10 protein-coding genes and 2 pseudogenes are annotated in these 13543 nt (G+C 37.0%); 11 read left to right on the top strand and 1 reads right to left on the bottom strand.

From position 1 onward, the window contains the following. Positions 1 to 13 precede the first annotated feature (13 nt). On the top strand, positions 14 to 1390 hold the full coding sequence (locus HXT32_RS04290) for an LlaJI family restriction endonuclease (RefSeq protein WP_064621851.1): 1377 nt from the start codon (positions 14 to 16) through the stop codon (positions 1388 to 1390). 53 nt (positions 1391 to 1443) lie between these two features. On the opposite strand, the gene HXT32_RS04285 is transcribed toward HXT32_RS04290, so the two are convergent. Beyond that, positions 1444 to 1674 (bottom strand): CGNR zinc finger domain-containing protein, encoded by a 231-nt coding sequence (locus tag HXT32_RS04285; RefSeq protein WP_422119867.1) that lies wholly within the window; start codon positions 1672 to 1674, stop codon positions 1444 to 1446. 1428 nt (positions 1675 to 3102) lie between these two features. Here HXT32_RS04285 and HXT32_RS04280 point away from each other — a divergent pair. From HXT32_RS04280 to HXT32_RS04235, 10 genes and pseudogenes are all read left to right on the top strand, one after another. Next, positions 3103 to 3888, top strand: a complete 786-nt coding sequence (locus tag HXT32_RS04280) for an S-adenosylmethionine synthetase N-terminal domain-containing protein (protein WP_422118912.1) — start codon at positions 3103 to 3105, stop codon at positions 3886 to 3888. A 14-nt stretch (positions 3889 to 3902) separates the two neighbouring features. Then, positions 3903 to 4688: pseudogene (locus HXT32_RS04275) on the top strand (ParB N-terminal domain-containing protein); the annotation flags it as partial. Beyond that, a pseudogene (locus HXT32_RS04270) lies at positions 4682 to 5563 on the top strand (phage portal protein); the annotation flags it as partial. The pseudogenes HXT32_RS04275 and HXT32_RS04270, both read left to right, overlap by 7 nt. A gap of 228 nt (positions 5564 to 5791) precedes the next feature. Then, positions 5792 to 6559: a hypothetical protein gene (locus HXT32_RS04265; protein ID WP_064621841.1), complete on the top strand. Its 768-nt coding sequence runs from the start codon at positions 5792 to 5794 to the stop codon at positions 6557 to 6559. Between the two features lie 577 nt (positions 6560 to 7136). Then, positions 7137 to 7895: a hypothetical protein gene (locus HXT32_RS04260; RefSeq protein ID WP_064621843.1), complete on the top strand. Its 759-nt coding sequence runs from the start codon at positions 7137 to 7139 to the stop codon at positions 7893 to 7895. A 10-nt stretch (positions 7896 to 7905) separates the two neighbouring features. Further along, positions 7906 to 8952 carry a hypothetical protein gene (locus tag HXT32_RS04255; protein ID WP_064621845.1) on the top strand — a complete coding sequence of 349 codons (1047 nt, stop codon included), beginning with the start codon at positions 7906 to 7908 and terminating at the stop codon, positions 8950 to 8952. 41 nt (positions 8953 to 8993) lie between these two features. Beyond that, positions 8994 to 9695: an InlB B-repeat-containing protein gene (locus HXT32_RS04250; RefSeq protein ID WP_064621847.1), complete on the top strand. Its 702-nt coding sequence runs from the start codon at positions 8994 to 8996 to the stop codon at positions 9693 to 9695. 355 nt (positions 9696 to 10050) lie between these two features. Next, positions 10051 to 10206 (top strand): hypothetical protein, encoded by a 156-nt coding sequence (locus HXT32_RS04245; RefSeq protein ID WP_233186361.1) that lies wholly within the window; start codon positions 10051 to 10053, stop codon positions 10204 to 10206. A 729-nt stretch (positions 10207 to 10935) separates the two neighbouring features. Further along, on the top strand, positions 10936 to 12177 hold the full coding sequence (locus HXT32_RS04240; protein ID WP_102155297.1) for a YcaO-like family protein: 1242 nt from the start codon (positions 10936 to 10938) through the stop codon (positions 12175 to 12177). A 22-nt stretch (positions 12178 to 12199) separates the two neighbouring features. After that, the gene (locus HXT32_RS04235; RefSeq protein WP_064622165.1) at positions 12200 to 13513 is read left to right on the top strand and encodes an MFS transporter; all 1314 of its coding nucleotides are present in this window, start codon (positions 12200 to 12202) and stop codon (positions 13511 to 13513) included. Positions 13514 to 13543: the final 30 nt, after the last annotated feature.

Raw genomic sequence — 13543 nt, 5'->3', positions numbered from 1 at the left:
GTCGGTGATTTATATGGATTTAGACTCAGCATCAAATTCAATCAAGGAATTTGATATTAAAAAACACTGCCATGTTAACACAAATGAAGATGGTGATCGTTTTGTTGGTATCAAAGCTGATTCTGATAATGCTATGGTCTATTTTCCAATCGGATATGAGTTGCCAAAAACCGATGCTGAAATCAGAACAGACATAAAGCATTTAATACAAGTGTTATCTGAATTTACAACAAAAGATGACAGATTATTGGCAATTAATAAGTTTACAGCACCACAATTAGTAGGCTTCCCTATCAATGCGTATAAAAATGTTATAGAATATTATTTTTCAATTGGTGGCGCCTATTATGTTGAGAAAGAGCAAGTATATACTACTGCTTCAACTGGTAAGCAGGATTGGGCAAGAACTGCACGAAAGCAAATGCCTCTTGTTCAAAGCAGAAATGGTGTGAGTTCTTTTGTATTTACACAGTTTGAAGTTCGATCTTCAACTCCAAATGACACGAAAGAAATAACGCAGATTAATAGATTCTGTGTGTATGAAGCGTTTAAGAGACTTGGATGGCTGTATGTTCCCTATATGCCAGAGGAATCAGGGTCACATCCGGATATTAAGACGTCAATAAGAATTGTCCAAAACAAGCTTGCTACTACAAATGACGATAGAAAGAAATCCTTATTTCGTAGCATGAATGACATGCTTGAGTATATGTATGAGAAGACTTCCGATAAGCAATTCTACTTTGGTACAGATGACTTTGATCACGTGTGGGAAAAATTAATTGATCGAGCATTTGGAGAGAAGGACAAAAATAAATATTTTCCTCGTTCAAGATGGTTGCTTGACTACGGCAAATACAAAGAAAAGAGGCCTTTGATACCGGATACAATCATGATATATAACGATAAATATTACGTTCTTGACGCTAAGTACTATAAATACGGTTTGACTGGGATTCCTGACCATCTGCCTAACGGTTCGTCAATCAATAAGCAAATTACATATGGCGAATATTTGGAAAAGAATAAGAATGTAGATGCGAAATCTCTATTTAATGCTTTCATCATGCCGTACAATATGGCAAAGAACTATTTTAGTCTGACGTCTTTTGTTGGAAACATTGGTGAGGCAATTGGCGACTGGAGACGCAACAAAAAATACTATGAACGAATCCAAGGAATTGTGATTGATACAAGATATCTAATGTACCATTATTCAGGTAAACCGATAAAGGAAAAGGCTGCACTTGCAGAATCTATAGAGTCTGTTCTGAGCAGGAAGGAAATAAAATTTACAAAGGAATCATCTCTTTCTAAAATAGTATCTTATGCGCGTAAGCCTACTGATTCTATGGTTGCCGAAGACCGTGGCACGTACGATATAGATTAAATATAAAAAATACTATTGCAGAATCTCTGTTTGTAGTACTACAGACAGAGACTTTATTTTATAGTTCTTCTTTTTCCTTTTCTTTTCCTATATCGGTCTTGTGTAACTCTGTTGCAGCATTCTTTGCTACAGAAACGTTTCCTTGTTGATGTGGTATTTACAAGGAAATACCGACCACATCTAGGATTATCACAGGGGCGATATAACTCAAGATCTGGTTTCAAGTAAAATATGGAGAAATATACAGCACTAAGAAGTGAATCTACTTTCCAGGAAGGAGTCATGGTTTCTGGATCATAAACAGGATGTATATCTTTAATATTGTAATTAATTTCTTCCTTAATTAGAAACTTAGCGATTTCAATTACTGCTACTTTCATTATTTCAGAGAAATTATTGGAGCTATCTCCATTCATGTCATAAAAGAAGTGAAATAGGAAATCGGAAATTTTCTTAGCTGTATCTTGTTTCTCATAATTAACAAACTTCAAAGTTACTTTAATATATAGCTCGTTTTGAAATCCTTGAACAGATTTATAACCTCCAATACTATCGTTATAATCATTGATGCTCAGATTATATGTGCCATATAAAGAGTCTGCAATAGTGTAGGTATCTCCATCAAATTTTTCCTATTTTCTTTTAGGAGATAATTCAGATGGAGAGTTGTTAATCGTTTCAAGATAAGAATTGTGGCAGCTTGAATAAGGTTTATTCATAAAATCTGTATTTATAGAAATATCCTTACGGAGGAGTAAAGAGATAACCAATTCGCAAATCTTTTTATAATTCTTTCTAATTTCACTACAGCAGTCATTAACTCAACTGTCGCTTTCAATCGGTTGATTATTTCATACAAAATTTTTTCATCGAATCCAGTATAGGAAGTTTCTGATACAGGAAATAAGAAACCATTGCTTTTAAAGAAAGAAAAAAGTTCTTTAGTTAGTTTGTTAGATAATGAAATTAATTTACCAAGTATATTTCGATCCTCTGTGCTTACATTAGATGCAATCCGAAATAAACCACCTTTGGCAGTGTAACCAAATTTCAGGTATTGCTTGTAATTTTAATCTGATTGTAGGCTCTTTCCCTGGAGATGTGTGTTCTATATCTTCAACGCAGTCACAACTACAGCTTTCAAACATAAATAAAAAATTTTCAAAATTATTTACGGAATTTTTTCTTTGATCAAGGGCATTTTGAATCCTTTCTATTGTAATAAAGTCATGGATTATAGCATGGCTTTATTTTTTGGTTGCAAAAAGTAATGTCAATTTATTTGGAATATATCGCTTATATACTTTAATGACGAGTAATGTAAATAATTTAGCATTACTTTTCCATTAAAGTTATGCTATTTTTTACTATCTTCTATTACTTTCTTTACTTGATTATATTTAATTCAGAGTTAATCAATAACTCTGATGTGATTTCAACTAATGAAATGAATATCGTTGCATAGGTTGAGAACATCAAATTTAAATCACAAAGCCTGATTAGCTATAGGGCGATGAGATACATCGTAGAGTCTCTACGGGTTTATTCCGTGGGGTGCTATGTGAAGTACCTCTATTTTCCTATGGTTATTTTCAGTTAAGAAAGCCGGTACTTCACCTAGAGTACCGGCTCTTTTTGTATGTTCTCTCCATCGCTCCGACCGCTACAGAACGCCTGCTTATTACACGTAAAAACATATAAGGAGAAAAATTATGATAGAAAAAGTAAACCCGTCACATGTTGACAAGATTGCGGATCGTATTGCTGGAGCAATTGTTGATCTTGCATACAAGCTGGATGAGAATCCGAAGATTGCTGTTGAAGTGATGCTCGGGCATGGTAAGTGTGCCGTGTGTATTGAAAGCACGGTGATGTTTAAGTTTAAGGATATTAAAAATATTATCCATCGTTTAAGCCCTGGGAAAGTAAAGATTGATATTACGGTTGTGCCGCAGGATAAGCATTTAAGCCGAAACCAGGATGGTATGGTTCGTTGCGCTGATAACGGGATTTTTAAAGGCGTACCACTAACAGACGAACAAAAGAAACTCTCGGCTATTGCTCGAAAGGTTTATGAAAAGTATCCGTATGACGGCAAGTATGTTCTTGATGGTGAAAAGCTTATCATCTGCCAGTCTCACGCTAAACGAGAAGACGTATTGAAAGACTATCCGAATGCGTTTGTTAATCCTTTAGGCGACTGGACTGGTGGTATCAGCGTGGATACGGGAGCGGTTAACCGAAAACTCGGGTCAGACATGGCTGATGCTGTTACGGGCGGCGGATTGCATGGTAAGGATCTTACGAAAGCTGACGTGTCGGTTAACATTTACGCGTTTTTGAAAGCACAGGAAACCGGTCGGGTTGTTGAGTTTTCTTGTGCTATCGGGGATGAAATGGTTGATGGTAAACCGTATTCGCAGATTGTGAAAATTGCGAAAGATTATATTGACTCGGTGGGTGGTTTTGAAAAGCTGGCTTGCTGGGGTCTTTTCTAACGGGAGGAAAGCTTATGGAAAAAGAAATGCAGTATTATTTGGCTGACGTAAGTGAGCTTATCCCGTATGTGAGAAACGCTCGCACTCACTCTCAGGCACAAGTGGCTCAGATAGCGGCAAGTATTCGCGAGTTTGGTTTTCTATCCCCAATTCTAGTGGCGGAAGATAATACGATTCTCGCAGGGCATGGCAGGCTTGCCGCGGCATTAAAACTGGGTCTTAAAAAAGTTCCGTGCGTGAAAGAAAACCATTTAACTGAAACACAAAAACGTGCTTATATTATCGCGGATAATAAGCTTTCACTTAACGCCGGCTGGGATAGTGAGCTTTTAGCTGTCGAGTTGTCAGAGCTTGAAGGAGCTGATTTTAACCTTGATCTTCTCGGGTTTGACGAGGTGGAGCTTTCCAGTATTTTTGATGCCGATAAAGACGTAAGCGATGATGATTTTGATGTTGAAAAAGAGCTGGAAGAACCGTGTTTTTCTAAAACAGGTGACATTTGGACGCTTGGTAAGCATCGTGTTATTTGCGGTGATGCTACTAAGTTAGAAACATTTAAGACGCTTCTTGAGGATACTAAAGTGAATCTGGTGGTTACTGATCCGCCTTATAACGTGAACTATGAGGGTGCTGCTGGGAAAATTAAAAACGATAATATGGAGAATGATAAGTTTTACCAGTTTCTTTTCAACTCGTTCGTGAACATGGAGCAGGCGATGGCAGATGATGCGTCTATCTACGTGTTTCATGCTGACACGGAGGGGTTGAATTTTAGAAAAGCATTCCAGGACGCGAGGTTTTAGGCTTATACCCTTTAATGCCTGATCGTATGAGAGTTGACCGGGATGAGAACGGTCAAATTTTTTACGAGTATACGTTAAATGATAGTGATGTTTTAGCGGGTAAAGAAACGAGTGTGAAACTTAAACCATTTGACGTGCTTCATATTCCCGGTCTTGGTTTTGACGGTCTTGTTGGCTATTCGCCTATTGCGATGGCAAAAAACGCTATCGGCATGGCAATAGCTACGGAAGAGTATGGTGCATCGTTTTTCGCTAACGGTGCTACACCAAGCGGAATCTTGGAATACCCCGGTACAGTAAAAGATCCGTCTGGTATGAGGGATAGTTGGAATAGGGGGTTCTCGGGTTCTAACTCGCATAAGATAGCGATTTTAGAGGAAGGCATGAAGTATACGCCTATTTCTATTTCGCCTAACGAAGCGCAGTTTCTTGAAACTCGTAAGTTTCAGATTAACGAAATCGCTCGTATTTTTAGAGTCCCACCACACATGGTTGGTGATTTAGAAAAATCAAGTTTTTCTAATATTGAGCAGCAGTCGCTGGAGTTTGTGAAATACACGCTGGATCCTTGGGTGGCGCGTTTTGAACAGTCTATTACGAGGCGGCTTTTTACTGATAAGGAGAAAGAAACTTATTATGTGAAGTTTAACGTGGATGGTCTTCTTCGAGGAGACTATCAGAGTCGTATGAATGGTTATGCTACCGCTCGTCAAAACGGTTGGATGAGCGCAAACGATATTAGACAGTTAGAAAACCTGGATAAGATTCCCGCCTGTGAGGGTGGTGACTTGTATTTGATTAACGGTAACATGCTCCCACTTAACCGTGCGGGAGCGTTCACTGTAATTGGTAGAAATAAGTTAGGTGATTAAGATGAATTTGTGTCTTGATAAAAACAATATAACATGTTATATTAATATCGCTATAGTATAACTGTTTAGACAGTGGATGAATCATTTAGGCAACGAAGACATAACGATTATCTTAATGTTAAGCGAAAAATAGAATTTAATCTCTATGGATACTTAACTAAGATAATATCCTACACTATGAGAGTATACAACAAATTAAGAATATAGAATTCTAGGAGGTGTAATACTATGTCTAAGAAAAAAATGTATATTTCGCTAGGAACTTTACTTTTATTGGTTCTATTTGTATTTACTGGAATTTTTATTATTGGAAATAATCAAGCATCAAAGAATAGTGGGAATATAGCTCATAAATTGATGCCAGTAAACGTAGCTTATGCTGAAACGTTAGATGATATAAAGGGATCCATGAATAAGTTGATGGTGGAATTAGAAACTGAGACGAAGACTAATCCACAAGTGGCTATGCAGGCACATCCAGGAAAGTTTATTAGGAATTCTAAAAACTATCAAAGAATATTGAAACTGGGACTGAAGGCAATTAAACCTCTTTACGATGCTATTTATGATAGTAGAGATGCTGGATGCTATGAGTATATTCTAGCTATGGCTATTGAAGACATAACTGGTGAAAAGTTTGTTTACAATTCTGACTATGGTTGGAAAAATTCGTTAGAGTTTAGGATGGCTTATGACGAAAAAGTAAACAATACAAGGTTTAATGTTGAAAGAATCAGTAATAATGAAACTTTGAATGATCATGACCGAACTCAGAAATTTAAGGAATTAGGGATTTTTGCAGTTTCTGATTTAATTAAAGAGTATAGGAAAAGTGATTCCAAAGTTTCTAAACCATCGATATTAGAAGCTGTTAAGGGAATTACTAGTAAGTATAAAGAACTTGCAATAACGGAAAGAACTCCAACTGAGAGTATTCTAGATGAAACGCAATTATTTGATTCTCTAGTTTCCTTAAATGGAAGAGCATACAAGTAAGGTGGATTATCTAACTGTAAAGCTAGTTCTTTAGGTATTATATGAGTGTTATACGAACATGAAGCGACCAAGAAAATCTTGGTCGCTTCTTTATATAAGAGAGGAGGAAAAAGGGGGTTATAGGCCAAAAAGTGTGTAAAACTAAGCTGATGAGTATTCTGTGGCATAAACTAGCCTCAGCACTGTTAAAAACTCAGTCAAGTATCTTAAGAAAGTAACGGTCATATGTTACTGGTGCAGTACGTAATCTGCGTTAACAACAGATAAGCGGGGTTATATGTTACTGGTGCAGTACGTAATCTGCGTTAGTAACAGCCTTTGACGATTTATTGTTAAATACTCAGCTAATACATGCTTCGAACGCCGCTTAATATAAGAAATAGCCCACATTCGATATACTGCGAGCCTTACTGCTATAAGGGTTATGAGCTTATTTTTACACACTTTTTGTCCAGGTGGCGAATGTGCAGAAAACAGATTCGATTACCGCAAAACCCTTGTATTGCAAGGTCTAAGACATGATTTCTTACACACTTTTTGGCCTATAACCCATTATTAGATTAATAAGGAGGAAAATATGAAAACATTAGTAAAAAAGACAATGGGTCTATTGATGGCTACATTAGTAGCGTTTGGTGTTATGGCTGGAACTACACAGGCGTTTGCGGCTGAAGGACAACTTGTATATAAAGTCGATAGTCAATTAAACGTAAGCGGATCCTTTTTCTTAAAGAAAATTACAGGAACCGTTGATGTGAGTAAGACGGTAACTGCATCTCCCGTCACGCCAATTGAAGGGCAAAAAGACTCTTATACGGGTACTATAAGCGCAAGCGTGGAAGCTGCAGACCTTTTTGAAGGAGCCTACAAAGTATATGAGAAAGAAATAAAAGGACAAGGTTTTGGACCTTTGAAATTTGAAAATATAATCATGTCCAGTGAAGGTGAAAAGTTCCCTATTGCTCAGTATACGATAAAATTCCCTTCTAACTTCCACGTTGATAAAAAGGGAATTAAAGCTACCGAAAACACATCTACTATCAGTGCCATTGAGACTAAATATGTAGAAAAGGATAATTCAGTTGTTATCACTATTCAACTAGGAAATTGGAATGATTATAAAGAATTTTTTAAGCTTGTAGAAAGTGAACGTAATCAAACTGGGCATGAAATTAACGTAAATATCCCATATATAGTAGAAGGAAAAGAAGAATTACTTGGAACTATAACTGGTTCAGGAATTTGCCAATTATACAAATTTGGCAATCACCCAGTTAGTGATCCAATCGTTAACATTACCTCCCCATTAAAGTCACTTGAAATCAAGAGACCGTAGGAGGTTTTGTATGAAATTACTAAAAAATATGGCTGTAACGATAGTATCAGCTACATTGATTGCATCAGCAGCATTTGTGTCACCAGTGTTTGCCGCGGATGGTAGCAAACCGCTTCTATATTTAATTAAGGATTCGTTGGCTGCTACGCCTGAATATTTGGGCGATAGTACGCTAAAGAATACGTATTGGGTTGATGTGGAAAAGAAAGAGATAACCGATGGTTTTACAGGGAAAACTTATTATGGGGTATTTCCTAAGTATTTAACCTCTTCAAGTAAAACAGCGATTGCTGATTTTCCATTTAACTCTTTAGAAGACATGACTAGTACGCCAAATGCGGGGATAGTGAATAACCCTAATACGTATTGGCTTATGCCTACTGGGATGGATTTTGAAGAAAGATATGGTTATCTCGCAGGTAATGATACGGCAGAAGGAGATACAAAACCAGGACAAAATCCTACAAAACCTATCGAAAATCGTGTCAACCCATTTGGCTTTAAGGAAAATGATTTATTAACTCAAGATGAAATTAAAAAGCCAGTTGATAAACTTAAAGTATACGGTGATCTGAAGCTTAAGGGTGAAACGGATTCTAAAGCGGTTGGTGAGCTACAATCTGGGGATAAACTGAATCTTGATTTTTCAGTTAGTATCCCATGGTTTAAGCGTTATCTCAATGGTTGGACGCTAAGCTATACGAGAGTTGGTGGCACGAATGACGCCTATGTTACGAAATTCCACAATAGCTACGGTAAGGTTGATGCAGGATTTGCTTTTACGCTAGATATTCCAGATGGTGTAGAAGTAGCTAATGATGCATCTGCTACAATTAGCGGAATTAAGGGATTTTCTCCAAGTGTAACAAAAACAAATGATGGTAAAACGCTCATTGTTACATTAAAGAAAGATAATCCTGGAACAACTCAAAAATGGCAAGACATCATTAACCAAGTTAAGAATGTAGATACCAGCAATATCATTGTTTCAGTAACTGGTCTATCTGTGAAAAAGACAGTTACTGAAGGTAAAAATATAGAATTCGAGGAACGGTAGCCGGTTTCTATGATTTTGCTAATTCTTCCACAGAGAATTTTGTGAAAGCAACCACTGCAAGAGAGGATAACTGTGCTAATCGCAATTATTTCTTCTTTGCTGCTGAACAGGATCCTAAAGGGTTAGATGCGAACGGAGAAGAAAATAAGTCTAAACAAATCTCTTATTCTTTCCAAGTGAAGAAACCAGAATCGACACCAGATCCGACGCCTACATATAATACTGTAACTTTTAAAGATGGCGATTCTACGGTTGCTACTGTTAATGTGGAGCCTGGTAAGGCTATTGATACTGATGCGTTGACTAATGAGTCTATGCTGAAGAAGCCAACGAAGGCTGGTTATACCTTCAAGGAGTGGAATACGAAGGAAGACGGTAAGGGTGAGACGTTTACGGGAGCAAGCATAGTTAATGGCGATATGACTGTGTATGCTATTTACACGAAAGATCCTGTACCAAATCCGGATCCAACTCCGAATCCTCCGGCACCGACGCCAACTCCGTCACCGAATCCAGAGCCTAACCCAACTCCAAATCAACCTGCGTCGGAACTGAAGCTGCAGCCGCAGACACCAGCTCCTCAGCCGCAGCCTGAAAAGCATATTGGCATGATTCCTAAGACAGGCGAATCGGCATCGTTTGCAGGCTTGCTCGCAGTGCTTGGTTTCTCAATTGCTGGACTTGCACTTCTTCTTAAGAAGAAAATGATGAAAAAAACAATAAGTAGGCACTGCTTGTTTTAAGTAACCGGCATTGTTTATTAGAAGATGGCTCTAGCGATATGTTAGAGCCATCTTTTTGTATGTTATCTTTTGAGTGTTATTTGAGATAAGCTTTCTTATTTTCAATAATAAATAGTATGATGCTCCAAACTAAGGGTTAAGAGCTCAATGTCAAAATTTCAGGATTCCTATAAATAGTTTCAGAGTACAAGAGTAAGATTTCATTGTGTCAACACGTAATGAAACTAGAAGCGTGTTTTGGTAAAAAGATATTTTTAACCATAATAAATATAAAAGTTGGATTTCTACCACAGAAAAAATTGAGTTTTCAGAGAAATGCTCAACAAATTGGATGACATATGTAGATGAACGTCGAATGGAAATAACGTGCGGAGAAGCTCCTTATTTAGTTAGTCGTTATAATGCAACAACTGGCAAAATAATTCCACTTAAGCAACGTATTGGTCTTTTAGAGCGCAATATTAGAGTAGTTAAAGAGAATAGTAATAATGAAACAGATTGGCTCAAATGATCTAAATATGCATTTTTTGAATCTATTTATGGTTTTTAATATCAAGGAGATAGTCTTCTTCTGTCAATAGAAAACCTTCTTGCAACATAGAGCTGGGGTAGTACAGAAGAATTACGTCAAACAATTGATTTTTATAACAACCACAGAGTAAAAAGGCTTAAAAGATAATCGTGCTATTACTGCATAAAATACTTAAGAAATTATCATAAGCCCCTTTTCGACCTATAGACCTTCTTTTTAGTGGATTATATTTAGTCTAATTTTGTTAATCTTTAAAAATTTGTATTAGTTGCAACAGTATATTTTACTTTTTCTCAATGATCGTTTTCTTTTTAACACACCCATTTAGTATAAAATTTTTCATTCATACAATAATTTACTATAAGTCTTTCTTAAAATAATTAATAAAATTTATTATTTGTTACTGTTTTGTATTCATGACTTATAACTGTATTGTATTTTTTGTAAGAAGTAATAGTATCTTTTACCAAAGTTCTTAAATGAGTTCTTAAATGAACTTAAAAGGAAATTAAATGAGTTATTATTTTTTATTGAAAGGTGAATATTATGGGACGTACTAGAACTGAACACAGCACTCCACATTTTACTAGTATGAGTGATTTCTTTGTTGGTGAAATACCAGACGATGATGAAAATTGAAATAAACATGCTGGCGGTTTTGTTATTTTGTAATACAATTGCCAGCATTATTTTGTGAAAAGATATGTTATGGTTAATTTTGTTTCACCTGAACGAGAATTTACATTGATGGATTCTTTGTCATCAATTATTGAGGTATTTGCCTTAAAGAAGTGGCAATGGAGTGTTGAAGTATCAGCATTAGACACTACTTGTATTTTGGATTCGTGTGTTTATTTAGATGAGGCTGATTGTGCAGATATTGTTTTAGAATCCGCTAGAGGTAAAGGTCTTGGGCTTGAATCTCTAACTAGCGGTTTATATGAATTATTGGAACATATAGTATATTCGAATCAGTCTGTTTTGTATTCTTGTTCATCATCTCTTCGAATAAAAGGAGATGCGATTCTTAATCTTTCTAATTCAGCAAGCAAAAATACTGATTATACTTTTTATAGTATGAGTGATAATGCTATTGCTTCGTTACCACCAGAATACTGCGGTGGAAAGTCTACTGGTGAGTTTTCTTCTATTGATGAAAATTTAATTCGTTGCTACTATACAAATAATGGATGGGCCGCAGGTGCTTCTATCCAAGAAGCGACTTTGCATGCGCTTAATGAACTTATTGAACGAGATGCAACATCTAATATTCTTCTTTCTAATATATTTGATGATGTATGCGTAGAGTTTTTAATTCCTAATTGTGAATTATTGAAAGAAATAAAACAGGCTATTGAGAGCGCAACTGGTAACAAGGTGTATATTGTATCGATTCCAGCTTTGTCTGGCTCAGTGGTGCTATCTATATGTTATAAGACAGATAGAGAAGAAATTCCTACTTTTGGATGCGGCGCATCGCAATTTTTAGGATACGCAACATATCGTTCGCTTCTTGAGTTATGGCAAGAGTTATGTGCAGATAAAGATTATTCTAATCCTGAAGAACGTGATAGATCCAAAAGACTAAAACATCTTGTACATTCATATCCAAATATTAAGAAAGCTTTATTCTTAGAAAAAATTAGACAGGATAGTGGGAAATTTTCACAAAAATTAGTGTCATATGATATACGTGACACTTTATCTATTCCTAACATAGAAATTCAGATAAATAATATAGTAAATGATCTTCATAAGTACGGAATAGATATATGGAAACGTGACGCATTCCACTATGAGCGTAAATCGATGAAATGCAATCCTAGTGTTGTGCAAATTGTCGCACCAGGATTGGAACGTTTTCATGTTATTCGTCATGGTTTTCCTGCTGAACTTATAGGTCGTCTAAGAAAACGTAAATCAATAATGTCGATTCGTCAACACAATTAATGTAATTTATAAGGGGCTTATTATGAAGGCTATTGGTAAGCGGAATAATATTTTTATTCGTATGAGATCTATTAGTCCAGCATTGCGATGGGCTTTGGTTGGCTTCTGTTTTTCTATGCTCGGCAATCAAGCGTATGAAGGATCGGTTTTGCCTTCTATTATTATTGTGGGTTTGCCAGCTTGGGTGATTGGTTTTCGTAAGACTTTTATGACGGTTGCCGATTTTCTTTCGCCATGCTCTGGTTGGATTGTTGATAAGCTTGGCGGTTTTCGCGCTCTTGCTATGACTGAGGGCGTAGAAGGCGTGCTCGGTTTGCTGCCGCTTCTTATGTTTGGCTCTCCTGCGTGGAAGTGGTCGCTTGTAGCTCTTTCTTGTGCATTGTTGATTACAGGTCAAGTGATTGATATTGCTAGCGAAGTTTTCGAGGTTGATGCTGCAGGCGGCGACGACAGCATGATTGTAAACTACAGCGGCATTGTGAGCATTTTGGCAAGTATTACAGGAACATTACTTGGCTCTCCATTAGGATCGTGGATTGCGAGCTGGTCGATTCCTGCGGTTTTGATTTTCTCGTCCGTGACTTCTTTCGCGGCTTGTGCTACGCGATTTATTATGAAACAAGACATTGCGCAAGCGTCTTGCGCAGAAGAGGAAGCGTTGCAAGATGTAGAGAATGAATCGCAAGCGATTAGTGAAGAAGGAGAAGTATCGCAAGTATCGCAAGTATCGCAAGAAAATGACGTTGCCAATAAATCTGCAGCTAAGCAATCTGCGAATCCGTCACTCAAGAGTAAAATCATGCTTCTTGCAGGATCTCTTTTGGTTGCTTTTATTCCTGCATGCTCTGTTTCCTATATTCTTCTCGGTATCGGTAAACAATATAGCTCTCAATCTTTAACAATACTGTATATTTTCACTGGTGTAGGAAGCGTGCTCGCGTCCGTTTTATATGCGCACTCTTCTCAAAAACTCGGTTTAAGAAAAGTAGCGATTTTAGGTATTGCTGTGAGCTTGCTCGCTTATTGCCTTATGTTTATTAATCTTTTGCCAATGATTTGCTTCGCATTCTTCCTTCAAGCGATTGGTGGAATGTTACTAGTAGAGCCGATTATTGTTGCGCGTCAGATTCTGTTTAAAGGGAGTACTCTCGCTAAGTTTTCTGGTTGGGCGCGCCTTGCGTTTGCGATTGGTGCTACTACTGGTTCTTGGATTGGATTTGCATTCTCATCTACGTGCCAATGGCAGCTTTTGCCTATACTCGCGCTGATTTTTACTGCCGGTTTGATTGTTGTTTTGCCGCAGTTGCCAAACACTAGCTATGCGGCGCTCGCATGATTATTTGTAATATTTAATATTGAATATAGT

The sequence above is a fragment of the Gardnerella sp. DNF00747 genome, from assembly GCF_049262675.1.
Lineage (GTDB): Bacteria > Actinomycetota > Actinomycetes > Actinomycetales > Bifidobacteriaceae > Bifidobacterium > Bifidobacterium swidsinskii.
The sequence above is the reverse complement of the archived record's forward strand: the minus strand, read 5'-3'. Positions and strand labels throughout refer to the sequence as shown.